Source organism: Rhodobacter sp. NSM (assembly GCF_052244495.1).
GTDB lineage: Bacteria > Pseudomonadota > Alphaproteobacteria > Rhodobacterales > Rhodobacteraceae > Cereibacter_A.
Genome location: NZ_JBQPXH010000005.1, coordinates 210,279 through 228,301, shown reverse-complemented (window position 1 = coordinate 228,301; position 18,023 = coordinate 210,279). Strand labels below are relative to the sequence as shown.

The 18,023-nt window shown below is 67.1% G+C and carries 15 protein-coding genes; 7 read left to right on the top strand and 8 right to left on the bottom strand.

Annotation, left to right across the window (positions count from 1 at the left end; all coding sequences use genetic code 11):
* Positions 1-7: 7 nt before the first annotated feature.
* From ugpB to ACTVZP_RS12630, 8 genes are all read right to left on the bottom strand, one after another.
* Complete coding sequence (gene ugpB / locus ACTVZP_RS12665) at positions 8-1,303, bottom strand: sn-glycerol-3-phosphate ABC transporter substrate-binding protein UgpB (RefSeq protein ID WP_443212507.1); 1,296 nt, start codon at positions 1,301-1,303, stop codon at positions 8-10.
* A 200-nt stretch (positions 1,304-1,503) separates the two neighbouring features.
* On the bottom strand, positions 1,504-3,189 hold the full coding sequence (locus tag ACTVZP_RS12660; protein ID WP_443212506.1) for a Na/Pi cotransporter family protein: 1,686 nt from the start codon (positions 3,187-3,189) through the stop codon (positions 1,504-1,506).
* Positions 3,190-3,258: 69 nt separating this feature from the next.
* Entirely contained in the window at positions 3,259-4,860 is a 1,602-nt protein-coding gene (locus ACTVZP_RS12655) for a GMC family oxidoreductase (RefSeq protein ID WP_443212505.1), read from the bottom strand.
* A gap of 1 nt (position 4,861) precedes the next feature.
* A complete protein-coding gene (locus ACTVZP_RS12650; protein WP_443212504.1) occupies positions 4,862-5,860 on the bottom strand; it encodes a branched-chain amino acid ABC transporter permease in 999 nt (332 codons plus the stop codon).
* Position 5,861: 1 nt separating this feature from the next.
* Positions 5,862-6,749, bottom strand: a complete 888-nt coding sequence (locus tag ACTVZP_RS12645; RefSeq protein ID WP_443212503.1) for a branched-chain amino acid ABC transporter permease — start codon at positions 6,747-6,749, stop codon at positions 5,862-5,864.
* Position 6,750: 1 nt separating this feature from the next.
* Entirely contained in the window at positions 6,751-7,449 is a 699-nt protein-coding gene (locus ACTVZP_RS12640) for an ABC transporter ATP-binding protein (protein WP_443212502.1), read from the bottom strand.
* Complete coding sequence (locus ACTVZP_RS12635; protein ID WP_443212501.1) at positions 7,446-8,219, bottom strand: ABC transporter ATP-binding protein; 774 nt, start codon at positions 8,217-8,219, stop codon at positions 7,446-7,448. The genes ACTVZP_RS12640 and ACTVZP_RS12635 overlap by 4 nt, the downstream gene beginning before the upstream one ends.
* Before the next feature lie 2 nt (positions 8,220-8,221).
* Complete coding sequence (locus ACTVZP_RS12630) at positions 8,222-9,424, bottom strand: ABC transporter substrate-binding protein (RefSeq protein ID WP_443212500.1); 1,203 nt, start codon at positions 9,422-9,424, stop codon at positions 8,222-8,224.
* Positions 9,425-9,629: 205 nt separating this feature from the next.
* On the opposite strand from ACTVZP_RS12630, the gene ACTVZP_RS12625 reads away from it, so the two are divergent.
* From ACTVZP_RS12625 to ACTVZP_RS12595, 7 genes are all read left to right on the top strand, one after another.
* The gene (locus ACTVZP_RS12625) at positions 9,630-10,568 is read left to right on the top strand and encodes a LysR family transcriptional regulator (RefSeq protein ID WP_443212499.1); all 939 of its coding nucleotides are present in this window, start codon (positions 9,630-9,632) and stop codon (positions 10,566-10,568) included.
* A 203-nt stretch (positions 10,569-10,771) separates the two neighbouring features.
* Entirely contained in the window at positions 10,772-12,634 is a 1,863-nt protein-coding gene (locus ACTVZP_RS12620) for a hypothetical protein (protein WP_443212498.1), read from the top strand.
* Between the two features lie 35 nt (positions 12,635-12,669).
* Positions 12,670-13,719, top strand: coding sequence for a TAXI family TRAP transporter solute-binding subunit (locus tag ACTVZP_RS12615; protein ID WP_443212497.1), 1,050 nt, complete (start codon positions 12,670-12,672; stop codon positions 13,717-13,719).
* 161 nt (positions 13,720-13,880) lie between these two features.
* Positions 13,881-14,693: a DUF1194 domain-containing protein gene (locus tag ACTVZP_RS12610; RefSeq protein WP_443212496.1), complete on the top strand. Its 813-nt coding sequence runs from the start codon at positions 13,881-13,883 to the stop codon at positions 14,691-14,693.
* A 191-nt stretch (positions 14,694-14,884) separates the two neighbouring features.
* Positions 14,885-15,016: a hypothetical protein gene (locus ACTVZP_RS12605; protein ID WP_443212495.1), complete on the top strand. Its 132-nt coding sequence runs from the start codon at positions 14,885-14,887 to the stop codon at positions 15,014-15,016.
* A 133-nt stretch (positions 15,017-15,149) separates the two neighbouring features.
* Positions 15,150-17,273: a calcium-binding protein gene (locus tag ACTVZP_RS12600; RefSeq protein WP_443212494.1), complete on the top strand. Its 2,124-nt coding sequence runs from the start codon at positions 15,150-15,152 to the stop codon at positions 17,271-17,273.
* 298 nt (positions 17,274-17,571) lie between these two features.
* Positions 17,572-17,937 (top strand): response regulator, encoded by a 366-nt coding sequence (locus ACTVZP_RS12595; protein ID WP_443212493.1) that lies wholly within the window; start codon positions 17,572-17,574, stop codon positions 17,935-17,937.
* The last annotated feature ends 86 nt before the right edge of the window (positions 17,938-18,023 follow it).

Sequence of the window (18,023 nt, the reverse complement as noted above, 5' to 3'; positions counted from 1 at the left end):
CAGGTCCTCAGCCGCCGACGGCCTGGCGGATCGCCTCGTTGCCGCGCTCCACGGCGGCATCGAGCGCTTCCTGGGCGGTCTGCTGGCCGGCGAGCATCTTCTCGAACTCCTCGTTCTCGATGTCGCGGACCTGCGGCAGGTTCACGAGCCGCACGCCCTTCGAGTTCGCGGTCGGCTCCTTGCCCATCATCTGGGTGATCGGCACCTCGCGGCCCGGGTTCTCGTCATAGAAGCCCGAAGCCTTGGTCGCCTCGTAGGCCTCCATCGTCACGGGCAGGTAGCCCGAAGTCTGGTGCAGATATTCCTGCACGTCGGTCTGGGAAAGATAATTGAAGAAGGCGGCGACCCCTTCGTAGGTCTCGTCCGACTTGCCGCCCATGACCCAGAGGCTCGCGCCGCCCGGAACCGTGTTCTGAGGCCCGTTGCCCGCCTCGTCATAGGGAAGCTGGCCGATGCCGTAGTTCATGCCCGACTTCACGATGTCGCCGAGACCGCCAGAGCTTTCGGTGAAGATCCCGCACTCGCCGGCGAGGAAGATCTGCTTGGCCTCGGACGTGCGGCCGCCATACTTGAACGTGCCGTCCTGCGCGAGATCGGCCAGCGCCTGGAAGTGGTTGACGAAGATCGGCTCGTTGATCTTCAGCTCGGCATTCACGTCGGCGAGGCCATTCTCGTTCGTCGCATAGGGCACGTCGTTCCAGGCAGCGAAATTCTCGGTATGGATCCAGGTGAGCCAGGTCGAGGTGTAGCCGCAGGGGGCCGCGCCGCTTTCCTTGATCTTCTTCGCCATGTCCCAGACCTCGGCCCAGGTCTTGGGCGGAGTGCCTGCATCGAGGCCCGCCTTCTCGAAGATGTCCTTGTTGTAATAGAGGATCGGCGAGGACGAGTTGTAGGGGAAGGACAGCATCGTGCCATCGGGCTTGGAATAGTAGGCCACGATCCCCGGTAGGTAGGCCGACTTGTCGAAACTGTCGCCCAGCACCTCGGCCACCGGCTTCACGGCCCCCTCGGCCGCCATCATGACGCCGGTGCCCACGTCGAAGACCTGGATGATGTCGGGGGCCTGGCCCGCGCGGAAGGCCGCGATGCCCGCATTCAGCGTCTCGGGGTAGGTGCCCTTGAAGACCGGCGCCACCTTGTAATCCGACTGGCTCGCGTTGAAGTCCGAGGCGATCTTCTCGACCACCTCCGCATTGGCGCCCGTCATGGCATGCCACCAGCTGATCTCGGTCTGTGCCGTGGCGGTGCCCGCCTGCGCCACGAGGGCAAGTGCGGTGGCGGTGAGGAATGTGCGACGTTTCATTGGTTTCTCTCTCCCTGCTGGATGGCCGGATGCCGTGCGGCATAGACGGCCCGCGTGACGGTTGCGCGACATTCAGGTGGACCTGCGGGCCTCCCCGCCCGCGTTGTCCACGGCCCGACCGCCAATGACGGTGGCGAGCCTGAGGCGTTTCGCACCCTTGCGCAAGTTGATACTGCTCGAATCTGCTCCTTTCCCCCGCGTCAGGTTTCGGTTCCGGCTGTTTCCCTGAGACTGCGGCTTGCCGTGCCGCTGCGCATCCGGCTTTCGCGCAACGCGCCAATCTCGGTCAGGATCGGGTGGGCGACCGAGGTGACATGGGCGTTCAGGCGCTTGAGGTCGCGCAGCAGGTCGAGATGTATGGTGCTGGTCTCCATCGCCTCGGGCCGCCCTGCGCGCAGCCGTCCGAGGTGGCGTTCGGCCGAGAGCGCCTCGAGCCTGCGGATCTCGACCTTCGATTCCACAAGCTGCCGCGCGAGGTCCGCGTCGCGCCCGAGGAACACCGCCTGTGCCAGCCGCAGGTTCGCCATTGTTCTGTCGTGGACTTCGGCCAGTTCCGCGCCACCCTCGGCCGAGAAGGCGAGGCGCTTGCGGATCTTCTTCAGCGCCGCATCCGCAAGACCGGTCTCGATGATGTCGCCCATATGCTCGAGGTTGATCGCGAAGGAGGTGATCTCGGTCGCGCGCCGCACGTCGTCCTCGTCGAGTTCCGCGCGGGAGAGGCGGGTGACGTAGAGCTTGATCGCCTCGGTCAGGCGGTCGATGTCGGGTTCGAGCCGCGCGACCTCCTGCGCGGCCTGCTCGTCATTGGCCAGAAGCGCCTGCCGGCTGCGCTCGAGCATCGTGCCCACGATGTCGCCCACGCGCAGCGTCTCGCGCGCGGCCACGGCAAGCGCCATGGCGGGCGTGTCGAGGAGACTCTCGTCGAGGAAGGCCGCGCCCCGGACGCCTTCGGGCGGGTCGGGCAGGAAGTGTTCGGCCATGCGGCAAAGCGGGCCCATAAAGGGCAGGAACAGCACGAGCAGTGCCGCGCTGAAGCCCAGATGCGCGGCGATCACCCGCAGCCCCGGGTCGGCAACCGCCTCGTTCAGCAGGATGGCCAGCGGCGAGGCGAGGAGAAGGACCAGTGCCGCCCCGACAAGGCGCACCGCAAGATTGCCGAGCGTGATGCGCCTTGCCACCGGACCCTCGGCCACGACGGCAAGCCAGGGCGTGACCGCACCTCCGACATTTGCGCCTGCCACCAGGGCGAGTGCAGGAACCGTGTCGATAAGGCCGCCGCCGGCGAGCACCATGACGAGGAGGACGACCGCCAGCGAGGATGCGCTGAGGACGGCCAGTCCGGCGGCAAGCAGGGCTGCCACCACCGGCGCCTCGGCCAGTCCGGCGATGACGAGCGCGAGCGTCTGCGATTGCTGCAGCGGCGCCGTCACCTCTCCCAGAAGCCGCAGCGCAAGCAGCATGAGGCCAAGCCCGAGAAGAGCCCGTCCCACGCCGCGCCCGCGGGTGGCCTGCGAAGCGGAAAAGGTTGCGACTCCGGCAAGGATGCACAGGCTGGCGATCCAGTGGACATCGACGGAGAGGATTGCGGCGACCAGCGCCGTGCCGAGGTTGGCCCCGAGCATGACCGCCTGCGCCATGGGGACCGTCATGATCCCGCGTGCGGCGAAGGAGCCGGTGATGACCGCGGTCGCCGTGCTCGACTGAAGCCCGAGCGTCGCCAGCATTCCCCAGAGCGCCGCGGTCACCCGGTTCCGGGTGGCGCCTGCGATCCATTGCCGGATCCGGGCGCCGAAGGCACGCATCACTCCGGTCCGGATGAGCCTCAGCCCCCAGAGAAGCAGGGCGGCGGCGGCAAGCAGGTCGATGAACTGAACGGTCGGTGTCAATGGGGTCACCCGGCGAATGAAGGTGCCAACGCTTCCACTTCCGATCCGGTTCCCTGACGCGGCGCCGGTTCAGCGCTGCTGGCGCGCATCCTCGAGGATCATCTCGGCGGCCTTCTCTGCAATCATCAGAGTGGGTGAGTTTGTGTTGCCCGAGGTGATGGTCGGCATGATCGAGGCATCGGCGATGCGCAGCCGTCCGAGCGCGCGGAAGCGGAGCCGCGGATCGACCACGCTCGCCTCGTCCGCCCCCATGCGGCAGGTGCCGACGGGATGGAAGATCGTGGTTCCGATCCGGCCTGCGGCCGCCACCAGATCCTCGCGGCTCGTGAGGTCGGCGCCGGGGCGGTATTCCTCGGGATGGAAGCGGGCGAAGGCGGGCTGCCCGGCGATATGCCGCGCCAGACGGATGGCGCGCACCGCCACCTCGCGGTCGCCCTCGGTCGAGAGGTAGTGAGGCGCGATGGCGGGCTGGCGTGCGGGATCAGGGCCCTTGATGTGCACGCTGCCCCGGCTTTCGGGGCGGAGGTTGCAGACGCTGGCCGTCATGCCGGGGAAGGGGTGGACCTTGTCGCCGAACTTGTCGAGCGAGACCGGCTGGACATGGAATTCGAGGTCGGGCGTGGCCTTCTCGGGGCCGGAGCGCGTGAAGATCCCGGCCTGGCTCGGCGCCATCGACATGGGCCCGGAACGGCGCAGGAGATATTCGGCCCCGATCGCCGCGCGGCCGAAGAGGCTGGTCGCCTTCTCGTTCAGCGTGGGCACGCCCCTGACCTTGAAGACGAGGCGCAGCTGCAGGTGATCCTGCAGGTTCGCGCCCACGCCCGGCACGGCGACCTGCGGCTCGACTCCGGCCGCGCGCAACACTTCGGGGTCGCCGATGCCCGAGAGCTCGAGGATGTGCGGAGAGCCGATGGCGCCCGCCGAAAGCACCGTCTCGCGCGCCGCCCGCGCCTCGCGAAGCGCGCCGCCCTGCCGGTAGAGGACACCCCGCACCTCGCCCGCCTCGACGATCAGGCGCTCGACCTGCGCCTCGGTCACGACGCGCAGGTTCGGGCGGGAGAGGGCAGGTTTCAGGAAGGCCTTCGCGGTGTTCCAGCGGATGCCGGATCGTTGGTTCACGTCGAAATAGCCGCCGCCTTCGTTCGAGCCGCGGTTGAAATCCTCGGTCCGGGGGATGCCCGCCTGCGCGGCCGCGTCGAGGAACGCGTCGAGCACGGCCCAGCGGACCCGCGCCCGCTCCACCCGCCATTCGCCGCCCGCACCGTGATGCTCGCTCTCGCCCCGGTGATGGTCCTGCTGGCGGCGGAAGAGCGGCAGCACGTCCTGCCATCCCCAGCCGGTGCAGCCCATCTGGCGCCAGCCGTCGTAATCCTCGGCCTGGCCGCGCATGTAGATCATGCCGTTGATCGAGGAACAGCCGCCAAGCACCTTGCCGCGCGGATAGATCAGGCTGCGGCCTTCGAGGCTCTCCTCAGGCTCGGTGGTAAAGCACCAGTCGGTGCGGGGGTTGTTGATGCAGTAGAGATAGCCCACCGGGATATGCACCCAGTGGTAGTTGTCGCGCTTTCCGGCCTCGATCAGGAGGACGCGATTTGCCGGGTCCTTCGACAGGCGGTTGGCGAGGACGCAGCCCGCGCTTCCCGCCCCCACGACGATGTAGTCCGCCTCCATCTCAGCGCTCTGCCTGAAAGCCCAGCAGGCGTCCCAGTCGCGAGGCGTAGAACTCGCCCACGATCCCGCGCCGGAAGAGCAGCACGCAGGCCATGAACACCAGCCCGGTGATGATGGTCACCGGGAACTGCGAGGTCGCGAGGTAGTTCTGCAGCGTCACCACGAGTCCCGCGCCGACGACGGGGCCGACGAGGGTCCCGATCCCGCCAAGAAGGGTCATCAGGATCACTTCGCCCGACATCTGCCACGTCACGTCGGTCAGCGTGGCGAACTGGAACACCAGCGCCTTGGTGCCCCCTGCCATGCCGGCGAGCGTCGCCGACATAACGAAGGCGCCGAGCTTGTATTCCGCCACCGAATAGCCGAGCGAGATCGCCCGCGGCTCGTTCTCGCGGATGGCCTTCAGGATCATGCCGAAGGGCGAGTTCACGAAGCGCCAGATGGCCAGCATGCCGATCGTAAAGACCCCCAGGACGAAGAAATACATGTTGGTCGTGTTCGACAGGTCGATGACGCCGAAGAGGTGCCCGCGGGGCACCGACTGGATGCCGTCCTCGCCATGGGTGAAGGCCGCCTGGAGGCAGAAGAAGAAGAACATCTGGCTGAGCGCGAGGGTGATCATGGCGAAGTAGATCCCCTGCCGCCGGATCGCGATGGCCCCCATCAGCAGGCCGAGCGCCGCGGCCCCGGCCATGCCGAGGAGGATGCCGAACTCGGGCGGCCAGCCCCAGACCTTCACGGCATGGGCGGTGAAATAGGCCGATCCGCCGAAGAAGGTCGCATGGCCGAAGGAAAGAAGGCCGGTGTAGCCCAGCAGCAGGTTGAAGGCCGCCGCGAAGAGGGCGAAGCACAGCAGCTTCATCAGGAAGATCGGGTAGAGGAAGAAGGGCGCGGCGACCAGCGCCGCCGCCGCGATCAGGAGCAGCACGAGCTTGAGCGCGCCGGCCCGGGGGTGGGCGGCCACCGTCAGTGCCGCCGGTGTTGCAGAGCCGCGCGCCATGTCACGCATCCTTTCCGAAAAGTCCCGCGGGCCGCAGGATCAGGACGATCGCCATGATGACGAAGATCACGATGTTCGAAGCCTCGGGGTAGAAGACCTTGGTGAGCCCCTCGGCGATGCCGAGGAGGTAGCCCGTCACGATCGCGCCGAGGATCGAGCCCATGCCGCCCACCACCACGACCGCGAAGACCACGATGATGAGGTTCGAGCCCATGAGCGGCGAGACCTGATAGACGGGCGCCGCGAGCACGCCCGCGAAGCCCGCCAGCGCCGCGCCGAGGCCGTAGGTGAAGGTCAGCAGCAGCGGCACGTTGACCCCGAAGCTCTGGACGAGCACCGGGTTCTCTGTGGCGGCCCTGAGATAGGCGCCGAGCTTCGTCTTCTCGATCAGCAGCCAGACGCCGATGCAGACGGCGAGCGAGGCGATGACCACCCAGCCGCGGTAGACGGGCAGGAACATGAAGCCGAGGTTGACCGCGCCGGTCAGGGCGGAGGGCGGCGAATAGGGCTGGCCGGAGGTGCCGAAGAACCAGCGGAAGGTTCCCTCGAGCGTGAGCGCAAGCCCGAAGGTGAAGAGGAGACCGTAGAGCGGATCGAGGTTGTAGAGCCGCGAGAGCATCGTCCGCTCGATCACGGCGCCAAGGAGGCCCACGATCAGCGGCGCGAGGATCAGCGCGGGCCAGTAGCCGATCCCGGTCTGCGTCAGCAGGAGCAGCGCCGCAAAGGCGCCGGCCATGTACTGCGCGCCATGCGCGAAGTTGATGACCCGGAGAAGGCCGAAGATCACCGCGAGGCCCAGCGACAGCAGCGCATAGAACGAGCCGTTGATCAGCCCGACGAGAAGCTGGCCGAAGAGGGCCGCCGTCGGGATGCCGAAGATCGTCATCATCTCACACCCCCAGCACGGAGTTCAGCATCGGCATGTTCGCCGGCAGTTGCTCGACCGGGAAATCCGCCACCATCTGGCCGTGGTCCATCAGGTAGAAACGGTCCGCAACCTTCGAGGCGAAGCGGAAATTCTGCTCGACGAGCACCACCGTCATGCCGCGGTCGCGCAGCTCGAGAAGCACCTCGCCGATGCGCTGGATGATGACCGGGGCGAGACCCTCGGTCGGCTCGTCGAGCAAGAGGCAGCGCGCGCCGGTGCGCAGGATGCGCGCCATCGCCAGCATCTGCTGTTCGCCCCCCGAGAGCTTGGTGCCGGGGCTCGAGCGGCGCTCCCTGAGGTTCGGGAAAAGCTCGTAGATCTCGCCCACCGACATGCCGCCCCTGGCCACGATCGGGGGAAGCGTCAGGTTCTCCTCGACGGTGAGGGTGGCGAAGATGCCGCGCTCTTCGGGCACGAATCCCAGCCCCTCGCGCGCGGTGCGGTGAAGCGGGACTTCCATCATGTCCTTGCCCGCGAACCGGATCGTGCCGGTGCGCTTCCTGAGGATCCCCATGATCGTGCGCAGCGTCGTGGTCTTGCCCATGCCGTTGCGCCCGAGGATGCAGATCGTCTCGCCTTCCTCGACCACGAGGTCCACCCCGTGCAGGATATGGCTCTCGCCGTACCAGGCGTGAAGGCCGGTGACCTCCAAGAGCGTCATGCGTCCTCCGTTCCCATATAAGCCGTGCGCACGCGCGGATCGGTGCTGACGGTGGCATAGTCGCCATGGGCGAGGATCTCGCCCCGTTGCAGCACCGTGACCTGGTGGCAGATGTCGGCCACGACGTTCAGGTTGTGCTCGACCATCAGCACCGCCCGGTGGCGGGCGACCTCGCGAATGATGCCGGCGACCATCTGCACGTCCTCCTGGCCCATGCCGGCCATCGGCTCGTCGAGGAGCAGCACCTCGGGATCGAGGGCGAGGGTGGTCGCGATCTCCAGCACGCGCTTGCGCCCGTAGGAGAGATCGGCCGCCCGCGTGTCGCGATAGGCCTCGAGGCCGAGTTCCTCGATCAGGACCTCGGCCCGGCCATTCAGCCGGTCGAGCGTAGAGAGCGGCAGCCAGAACTGCACCGCCAGTTCCGCAGGGCGCTGCAGCGCCACACGCACGTTCTCGAGCACGGTCAGATGCGGAAACACGGCCGAGATCTGGAACGAACGCACCATCCCCATGCGCGCGACCTTGTCCGGGCGCGTGCGGGTAATGTCGGTCCCGAGAAGGGTGATCTTGCCACGGCTCGGTTGAAGAAACTTCGTCAACAGGTTGAAGACCGTGGTCTTTCCCGCTCCGTTCGGCCCGATCAGCGCGTGGATCCGTGCGTGATGGACGTCGAGGTCGACATTGTTCACGGCCGTGAAGCCGCCGAAATCCTTGCCGAGGCCGCGGGCGGACAGCACCACCCGCGGCTCGTGGTTTGCGACCGACGCCATCGTCACTGCGTAACGAGCGGGCAGCCGCTCTGCGCCGGATCCACATAGGCCTCATCGCCCGGGATCGTCGCGAGGACGTTGTAGTAGTCCCACGGCACGTCGCTCTCGCCGGGCTTCTTGACCTCGAGAAGATAGACGTCCGAGATCATCCGGCCGTTCTTCGCCACCTTGCCGCCCTTCGAGAACACGTCGTCCACCGGCATTTCGTGCAGCTTGGCCGCGACCGCCTCGGTCTCGTCCGTGCCCGCCGCATCGACGGCCTTGAGATAGGACAGCACCGCCGAATAGGTGCCGGCATGCACCATGTTCGGCATGGCGCCCGTGCGCTCCATGAAGCGCTTGCCGAATTCGGCCGTCTCCTCGTTGCGGTTCCAGTAGAAGCTCTCGGTCAGCGTCAGACCCTGGGCGGATTCGATGCCCAGCCCGTGGACCTCGGCCAGCGTGAAGAGCAGGGCGGCCAGCCGCTGCCCGCCCTGGACGATGCCGAACTCGCCCGCCTGCTTGATGGCGTTCTGCGTATCGAGACCCGCATTGGCGAGGCCGATGACCTTCGCGCCCGAGGCCTGCGCCTGAAGCAGGAACGAGGAGAAGTCGGTCGTGGAGAGCGGGTGGCGGACCGAACCGACCACCGAGCCGCCCTTTTCCTTGACCACGTTGCCGGTATTCTCTTCGAGAGAATAACCGAAGGCGTAGTCGGCGGTCAGGAAATACCAGCTGTCGCCACCCTGCTCGACCAGCGCCCCGCCGGTTCCGATAGCCAGCGCATGCGTGTCATAGGCCCAGTGGAAGCCGTAGGGCGAGCATTGCTTGCCGGTGAGCTCGGTCGTGGCGGCTCCGGTCGTGATCGTGACCTTCTGCTTCTCCTGCGAGAGCGCCTGCACCGCGAGGGCCACAGACGAGGTGGTCAGCTCCATGATCGCGTCCACCTGCTCGGTGTCGTACCACTGGCGTGCGATGTTCGAGGCGATGTCAGGCTTGTTCTGGTGGTCGGCCGTCACGACCTCGACCTTCTGGCCGAGCGCGGTGCCGCCGTAATCCTCGACCGCCATCAGCGCAGCTTCATAGCTGAACTTGCCGCCGAAGTCGGCGTAGACGCCGGACTGGTCGTTCAGGATGCCGATCTTGACCACGTCATCCGAAACCTGCGCCGCCGCAGGTGCGGCCAGCGCAGCCAGCGACACCGCAGAAAGAAGGGCTTTCCGCATTCCATCATCCTCCCTGAGACGGTTGGGCCGGGCACCGCCCAAGGCGGGTCGAGGCGTTCCGTCCTGTTCATGAATGTGCCGTGCGGGCCTCCTCGAACCCGGTGCACCCACGAAGGATCAGATGTTTCGGGGCTGGACTCAAGCAAATTGTCGCAGCTATTTCGGAACAAGTTCTGTCCGATTTCGTACATGAGGCGGTTGACGTATGGGCAATTTCACATGGGACGACCTGCAGTTCTTCCTTGCAGTCGCCCGAACCGGGCAGCTCTCCCGGGCGGCCCGACAGCTGCGCACAAGCCATGTGACGGTCTCGCGCCGGATCGACCGCCTCGAGGCCGCCCTGCGCATGCGGCTGTTCGAGCGGAACCCGCGCGGCTACGAGCTGACGCCCGTCGGACGACGCTTGATCGAAACGGCCGAGCGAATGGAAGCCGAGACCGAGCGGATGCAGGTGGACCTTCTGGGCGACGGTCCGGGCCAGCGGGGCGTGTTGCGGATGGCCGTGCCCGAGGGTTTCGGCAGCTGGTTCAGCCGCGTCCTCCTCGGGGCGTTCACCGACCGCTTTCCCAACATCGCGCTCGAGCTCATCACCCTGCCGCAGATCATGTCGCTCTCGCGCCGCGAGGCCGACCTGACGGTGACGCTCGATCCGCCAAAGGCGAGTCCATATCATTCGGAGAAAATCGCCGACTACTCGCTGCATATTTACGCCGCTAGGAGTTATCTTGCCGATCATCCGCCGGTGGTGAAGCGCGACGATCTTCTGAAACACCCTTTCATCGGGTACATTGAAGAGATGATCTTCGCGCCCGGCCTCGACTATCTGGGCGAGGTCCATCCGGGCATCCGTGCGCAGTTCAAGAGCTCGTCGATCTTCAACCAGCTGGCGGCGACCCGCAACGCGCTCGGGCTCTGCGTGCTGCCCTACTACATCGCCCGGATGTTCCCCGATCTCGAACTTGTCCTTGCCGGAGAAGTGGTTCTGCGCCGAACTTACTGGCTCACCTGCCATCGTGACGTCAGGCCTCTGCCGCGCGAGCGTTCGGTCATGAGCTTCCTGCTCGAGTCCGGGCGCACCCATGGGAGGAGCTTGCTCAACCCCGACGCGATGCGAAAAGGGGAGGCGAATACACCTTACGAATGATGGCGAGCCTATTGACGTGGATCGCCGGTTGAGGGGTATGATGTATTCCAGTTGAAATCCGAAGCCATGCCGGGATGACGGTCATGAGCCCGATTAATTTGATTAATCTTATTTCCGTCCTGGGCATCCTCGCCCTGTACCCGACTCATGCCCGCACCGAGGAAAAGCTTTCCGAGGGAACGCAGCCCGAGTCAGGCGGCGCGATGGAGAGTTCCTACAGATCCATCATAAGCTTGCTCGAGGATGAGGCGGTTGCGCTCGAGGCCCGGATCACGGTCCTGACCACCGAACGGAGGCGTGAGCTGTCGCGTCTCGAGGAGACGCGCGAGGAGACGGCGCGGGTCGAGAAACAGCTGGCGAAGCTGCGGCACGAGCAGCTCCGGCTCGAGGATCAGACGCGGAAGGGGACACCGCCGACGAGCGGTGCCACCGTCCAGCCGGCCGGCCTTCAAGCGGACCCCGCTGCAGGGCCACGCCCCGACGTCAAGTCGGCGCGCCTCGAGACCGAGCGCCGGCGGCTCGCCGATCAGGTGAAGGAACTGGAGAAGCAGGCCGAGGAGGCCAGTGCCCGGCTGCGCAAGTTTGCCGACACGATCGCGCGCAAGGAGGCGAGCCTGCAGATCCTGTCGGACCGGCATGCGAGCCTGACCAAGGCGGTCGCGCTGCGCGAAGGCGACCTTGCGGCGCTCGATGCCCGCCGGGAGGAGCTTGCGCGCCGCGTCGACGAGCGCGAGACGGCGCTCAAAGCACTGAAAGAGCGGGAGAAAGCGGCCGTCGCGGCCGCAGAGGCGCGCGAGAGGGACGTGAAGGGGCTGGAGGCGCGCAGTTCCGAATTGAAGGCGACGATCTCGGAGCGGTCGGCGACCGTCGAGGATCTGGTCGCACGCGAAGCCGACCTGTCGCAGGCTCTGGCCCGACGTCAGGCCGATATCGGCGCCCTTGGGCCGCGGCAGGCCGAACTGGCGGCGGAGGTGAGCGAGCGCGAGGCGTCGGTCTCCGAGCTGAAGGCGCGCCAGGCGAAGCTTCTGGAAACGGTCGCGCATCGCGAGACGGAGGTGAAGGCGCTGGAGGCCAGGCGTGCCGACCTCGGCTCGGCGGTCGCGGCGCTGTCTGACGAAATGTCCAAGCGTAGCGAGGCATTGGCGGCCGCAGAAGCCCGCCTTGCCCAGTTGCAGGCGGCGGAGCAGGACAAGCTGCGCGAAGCGGCCGAGCGTGCCGCAGCCGGTCAGGCGTCCGAAGAGCAGCGCCGTGCGGCGGAAGCGGCGGCGAAGGCGCGCGAGGCCGAGAGCCTCAAGCGCCGCCAGGACCTCGAGGCCGCCGAAGCGGCGGCCGTGCAACGGGCCAAGGAGTTGGAGGCTGCCGAAGCCGATGCCAGGGCGCGTGCGGAGGCCGCCCGTGCGGCCGAGGCAGAGGCGCAGCAGCGCATGCAGGAGCTGCAGGCCGCGGAAGCCGAGACCCGGAGCCGTCTGGACGAACTCGAGTCCGCCGAGGCCGAGGCTCGTCGGCAGATCGATGCCGTGCAGACCAAGGGGGCCGCGGCAAGGACGCGGGCCGAGGCGCTGCAGCAGCAGCTGTCCGAGGGTGAGGCCGCACTCGAACGGCTGACGGACGCCATAGGCGAGGCCGAGCGGCGGCTGTCGACGCTTGAAGCCGAAGGCGAGGCCAAGGCTGCGGAACAGGCCAAGGCCCTGTCGGAGATCGAGGCTCGACTTTCGCAGTTGTCCGAGGCGGAGGCGGCCGCGCGCGACCTGCTCGCCGGAACCGAGGCCGAACTGAGCCGGAAGAAGGCGGAGCAGGAGGCCGCGGCCCAGGCCGCCGTCGAGCCTGCGCCGGCCGCTGACGCTGCGGACACTGCGCCCGCAACGGGCGCGCCGCGGTCGGCTGCGGCCGTCGCGGCGGCGCTCGCCGCGGCGCCGGGCCTCGCCACCTCTGACGGCATGTCCTATGAGAGGCTCCGCTCGCTTCTGGAGACCGGTGTCTGCCCGCTCGACGCGCTGCGCGAGGCGACCGGTGCCGTGAACCGCCAGACGCTCGTTGCCCTTGTCCGTTCGCTGGGCGGCTGCTGAACCGCCCGACCCTTACCGAAACGCAGGAGGAAGCCTTGCCCGTTGCCAGACTGATCGCGATTGCCCTCATGCTGTTCGCCCTGCCATCGCGAGCGCCGGCCGTGGAGATCAACATGCTCACAGGGGGGCCGACGGGGACGTATATCCAGATCGGCCGCGACATTGCCGCCGCCGCGGCCACCTGCGGGCTGGACATGACCGTCCGCGAGAGCGCCGGGTCGCTCGAGAACTTCCTCGGCGTCCGTCAGCGCCCGCTGACGCAGTTCGGGATCGTGCAGTCGGATGTGCTGGAATATCTCAAGACCTTCGCCGCCGACGATCCCGAGGTGAGCCGCGCGATCTTCGGCGTCCGTATCGCCTTCCCCCTCTATGACGAGGAAGTGCATCTTCTGGCGACGACCGATATTGGCGGGCTGAAGGATCTCGAGGGCAAGCGCGTCGCGATCGGTGTCGAGAATTCCGGCACCTTCCTCACCGCGTCGCTGGTGCTGGATCTGGCCCAGGTCACGCCCTCGGACCGGCTGATGATCAACCAGGACGAGTCGCTGCGGGCGCTGCTGGCGGGAGAGATCGACGCCTTCTTCTATGTGGCAGGCATGCCCGCGAAGATCTTCGACACGCCCGAGATCGACGGGACGCGCTTCCATCTGGTGCCGGTTGCCGACGAGGTTCTGCAACAGGTCTACAAGCCGACCGAAATCCCCGCAGGCACCTATCCCTTCCAGGACGGCCCGGTTGCAGCCATCGCGGTGAAGGCGGTACTCATGACCTATGGCTACGATCCGAAGCGCAACGCGTATCACCGCGAAAGCTGCAAGGCGGTTTCCGACATTTCTCACGTCGTGAGCACCCATTTTCAGGAGCTGCAGCAGAGCGGGCACCCGAAGTGGAAGCAGGTGAACCTCTCGGACCTGCCATCCGGCTGGGATATCGGCGAATGCGTGAATACGGGGCTGCAGGCCGGCTACCGTCTGCCCTGCGATGGCCCCGAGCCCGCGGCCGCGGCCGCGCCTGTGGCACCCTCCGCGGAAAGCGAGGCCAACAAGGCTTACCGCCGCCAGATCTGCGCCGTCGTGGGCTGCTGAAGGCTGAGCGGATTCCGGCCGGTCCGGATTCCGCAACCCCGGGCCGCGGTCGGTTTGACTGGGGGCGAACGCAGTTTTGACGCTGCGTTGCCGGCGAGGGCGGAAAAGGGAAGCCAGCGGGTGCAGTCCCGCATGTCCCTTTCCGCTCGAAGGAGCCAGTCATGTCCCGGACAGCCGCTTCCGCCCTGCTGGCCTTTGCGCTGGCATCCGCACCCGCTTGCGCCTCCGACTGCGCGGACCTTGCGCTGGTGCTGGCCATCGACAGCTCGCTCAGCATCGACGCGGAGGAGTTCGCGCTGCAGATCGGCGGATATGCCTCGGCCTTCCGCAGTCCGCGGGTGCAGGCGGCGCTGGCAGCCGCAGGCGTGGTCGACGTGGCGGCGGTCGTCTGGTCCGACGCGGAGGTTCCGCCACTGACACTGGGTTGGATGCGGATCGCCGGACAGGCCGACGCCGGAGACGTTGCGGGCCGGCTTGCGGAACTGGGGCGGCCGTCGTCCGGCCGCACCGGGGTGGGCGCGGGCCTCGCGGCGGCGATCGGCATGCTGGACGGGCACGGTTGTGCTGGCCGGCTGGTGGTCAACATCTCCGGCGACGGTCGCGAGAGGCTGGCCCCGCGGTCGGGCCGGCACGGGCAGCTGCCGGAGGCCCGCCGGCAGGCCGAGGAGCGGGGCGTCATCGTCAACGCTCTGGCGGTCGCGGACGAGGAGGAGGGCCTGCCGGAGTGGTATCGCACCCACGTCGTGGCAGGTCCGGGCTCGTTCGTGATGGAAACCGCGGATTTCGAGGGGTTTGCGGAGGCGGTTGCCTTGAAGCTCGCCCGCGAGATCGCGCCGCCTCGGATCGCGGATGCCCATCCTGTGCCTCGGCCGCCTTCACCGCAGACGGGCGGCAAGCGGCCGGATCTCGTGCAGGCAAACGGCGGCGGCGCCATGCGAACCCGCTACGCGGCCGCCTTGCGCACTGCCTCGTGACCCGGGGCCATGTGACAAAGGCGGTTCCGCATGCATGCTTCGGGCCGTTTCGGGCACCGTCCGTCCGTTCAGGCGTGCTGCACCCATACCAAAGCACGGGGCAGGATGCGAAAGAGCCAGCGATACGCCGGTTTCATCACTGAACTTTTCGACAGTTCGGCCGTTCTGGTCAGGAACAAGAAGGCTGCGCGATGGAAATGGAGAAAATTGCCATGAAACAGTCGTTGCCCAGGTGCGATGATCGGCCGAAAGCTTGTCTGGCCCTCTCCACGGCGGCCGATGCGGAGCGGATGCTGCTCGACCAGGATCCTGCCCTGATCTGAGGTCGGCCTGCGCCAGAAGGCGCTTCATTCGAATCCCCGCATCGGGCGTCCGGTCCTCCGGGCGTCATCCCATTCGTCTGCTGTCCCGGTTCTGGCGGGGTGGTGTTGTCCCTCAGCCAAAGAGGCCCGCATCATGCATCGTATCGCCACGACGACTTCCGGCGACGACAGGATCGGCTCCGTCGTCACGACCGACCACTTCGGCGTCAACTTCCTGTTCGACCGTGACCGCCTCGGCCCGGGAGACAACTACGTGCGCGCCGTCAACGATCTTGGCGTGTCGGCCATCCGCTATCCGGGCGGGACCCTGTCGGAGCGGATGTTCGACCTGACGAACCCCAACGGCTCGCTGCAGAATTTCGCTTACGGCGACAGGACACACATGTTCGATCCGGACGGGGACGGCCCCCTGCGCGGTTCGACCCTCGGCCTGTGGGACGCGCTGGACGCCGCCGGAGCGGCGGGCCTGTCGATGACCTTCGTCATGCCCACGATCCGCTTTGCGGGGACGGTGCGAGACGGGGCCGGCAACCGTCAGGAAGCGGTTAACGAGGCGCTGGTCGGCCGCTTCATGACGCAGTTGCTCGAGCATGCGCTCTCGGCGGGTGTCGAGATCCCTGCGATCGAACTCGGCAACGAATGGTGGGCCGACAATTCCTCGATCTTCGGCGAGAACCTGAGCGCCGTCGAATACGGCCGGATCGCGAGCCGGCTTGCCGCGGTGATCCAGAGCACGATTGACGACTTTCGCGCCTCGCATGACCTGCCTCGCGGTTGGGTGGAACCGGAGATCGTCGTGCAGGTCGGCCCCGGAGGCCGCGCCGAGCAGGTGCTGCCGAACGGCGGACGAGTGCCAGAGGGCTATACGGGGCCAACGGTCAGCGCCACGTCTCTCATCTTCCGGGAGTTCGACACCGCGGCCGAACAGCGGGCCGTGGACGGAGTCGTCACGCATCGCTACCTCACCGGGACGTCAGTGGACGGCTGGACCTACAACCCGTTCGACGCCTGGGACCGGATGGCCGCGCGCGATCCGGACTTCGGCGAGATGTCGCGGCACGTCTCCGAGTGGAACGTATCGGCGCGCCACGAGGATATCTCGGGCCTGCTCATGGCGCCGTGGCTGGTGTCCCTGTTCGCCGAGGCGGTCGAGGCTGGCGTCGACCGGACCAACATCTGGAGCGTTCAGCAGAACAACCCCACGCGTCTCTCGACGACCACGGGCCATGCCGGCGAGACCTACGGCGGCCTGACCGTGGCGGGCGAGACCCTGCGGATCATGAACGAGGAACTCGTGGGGCTCCAGGCGCTGGATCTGCGGGCGGTTTCCAGCAGGACAATGGTCGAGGCCTTCGGCAGCGACTCTCGCACGGTGATCTTCATCTCGAACATCACCGGCTCGACCCTGACCGGTGCCTTCGACATCTCCGATGTGGCGTCCGGCTACAGCCATGTCTGGGCGACGGAGATCGGCATGGCCGGAAGCGATCCGCTCGCGGACGGTGGCGACGCGCGCATCGGATTTCTGAACGCCGACCAGTTGATGGACGGGAACGTGCTTTCCCTCTCGCTCGGCGCCTACGAGACGATCTGCGTCGAATTCACCCTTGACCGCTCCGGTGTCGAAATGAACGGACGCAACCTGAACGACCGTCTCGTCGGCTCGTCGGAGGGCGACGTCATCCGTGGCGGCGGTGGCCATGACCGGCTGAACGGCAGCGCAGGCGCGGACAGTATCTGGGGCGGACAGGGCGTGGACCGGCTGTATGGCGGCCTGGGCGACGACACCGTGAACGGCGGAACAAGCAACGACGTGCTGAGTGGCGGGCAGGGCAGGGACGTGCTGCGCGGTGGAGGCGGCATCGACTACCTGAGGGGCGATGAAGGCAACGACCGGCTGGTCGGCAACTTCGGCCGGGACTTCCTGACCGGCGGCGGCGGCGCTGATGTCTTCGTCTTCGGCAGCGTGCGTGCCAGCTTCGGAGATCGGTCCACACGGGACACGATCACCGATTTCGCGCAGGGGGCCGATCACATCGCTCTCGGCCAGATTGATGCCGACGCAGGCCGGCCGGGCAACCAGAGCTTCGACTTCATCGGGCGCGCGAACTTCTCCGGCCAGGCGGGCGAACTGCGCTATGTCCGCCACGACGGCGGAAGCCTGGTCCAAGGCGACATCGACGGCGACGGGCGCGCCGACCTCCAGATCTTTCTGGAGGATCCCGTGAGCCTGCGGGCAAGCGACTTCTTCCTCTGACATGCGGACTGCCGCGGGCATCTGCCCGGGCATGCCTCCTCTTCGGCCCGGGCGCCCGGCAGGCATTTCCTGCCGGGCGTTGATGCGTTGCGGATGCGGGTCATGCGGTGCGGCAACATCAGTCTCGGGCGGTGGCATCCCCTTCAAATTCTCAAGGCGCGACCCTTAAAAAGTCAGCGGTCCGGTCGTTCGACTCCCGAGAGTTGAGCACGGCCCGTCCGTGCGGCGAAGGCAGGTAGGACATGCGCGACAGAGAGCCCCGAACGGACGCAAGGATGCAACCAAAGGATGGCGACCGATGACGCGCACGGTCCTCGCTGTCGATGACTCACCGTCCATCCGCTGCATGGTGTCGCTCACGCTGCGCGAGGCCGGCTACGAGGTGATCGAGGCTTCGGACGGTCAACAGGCGCTGGAGGTCGCGCTGTCGCGGCGCGTCGATGCGATCCTGACCGACCAGAACATGCCGCGCCTCGACGGGCTCAGCTTCATCCGGGCCTATCGCAGTCATCCCGAGGGCAAGGGCACGCCGATCGTGTTCCTCTCGACCGAATCCGCGGACACGCTGAAGGCCGAGGCCCGCGCGGCGGGCGCGCTCGGCTGGATGGTCAAGCCGTTCTCCCAGGCACAGCTTCTGGCAGTCATGAAGAAGGTCCTCGGCTAGCGAAGCCGGCTTACCAGTAGGGGCCGGGTGCGACGGTGGCCCCATGTCGACCAGTCCGGCGGCTGCATGCCTCCGGCCATCTCCGG

Coding starts and splice junctions, on each gene's coding strand:
- ugpB (WP_443212507.1), bottom strand. CDS start 1,303: ATGAAACGTCGCACATTCCTCACCGCCACCGCACTTGCCCTCGTGGCG.
- ACTVZP_RS12655 (WP_443212505.1), bottom strand. CDS start 4,860: ATGGAGGCGGACTACATCGTCGTGGGGGCGGGAAGCGCGGGCTGCGTC.
- ACTVZP_RS12650 (WP_443212504.1), bottom strand. CDS start 5,860: ATGGCGCGCGGCTCTGCAACACCGGCGGCACTGACGGTGGCCGCCCAC.
- ACTVZP_RS12645 (WP_443212503.1), bottom strand. CDS start 6,749: ATGATGACGATCTTCGGCATCCCGACGGCGGCCCTCTTCGGCCAGCTT.
- ACTVZP_RS12640 (WP_443212502.1), bottom strand. CDS start 7,449: ATGACGCTCTTGGAGGTCACCGGCCTTCACGCCTGGTACGGCGAGAGC.
- ACTVZP_RS12635 (WP_443212501.1), bottom strand. CDS start 8,219: ATGGCGTCGGTCGCAAACCACGAGCCGCGGGTGGTGCTGTCCGCCCGC.
- ACTVZP_RS12630 (WP_443212500.1), bottom strand. CDS start 9,424: ATGCGGAAAGCCCTTCTTTCTGCGGTGTCGCTGGCTGCGCTGGCCGCA.
- ACTVZP_RS12625 (WP_443212499.1), top strand. CDS start 9,630: ATGGGCAATTTCACATGGGACGACCTGCAGTTCTTCCTTGCAGTCGCC.
- ACTVZP_RS12620 (WP_443212498.1), top strand. CDS start 10,772: ATGGAGAGTTCCTACAGATCCATCATAAGCTTGCTCGAGGATGAGGCG.
- ACTVZP_RS12610 (WP_443212496.1), top strand. CDS start 13,881: ATGTCCCGGACAGCCGCTTCCGCCCTGCTGGCCTTTGCGCTGGCATCC.
- ACTVZP_RS12605 (WP_443212495.1), top strand. CDS start 14,885: ATGGAAATGGAGAAAATTGCCATGAAACAGTCGTTGCCCAGGTGCGAT.
- ACTVZP_RS12600 (WP_443212494.1), top strand. CDS start 15,150: ATGCATCGTATCGCCACGACGACTTCCGGCGACGACAGGATCGGCTCC.
- ACTVZP_RS12595 (WP_443212493.1), top strand. CDS start 17,572: ATGACGCGCACGGTCCTCGCTGTCGATGACTCACCGTCCATCCGCTGC.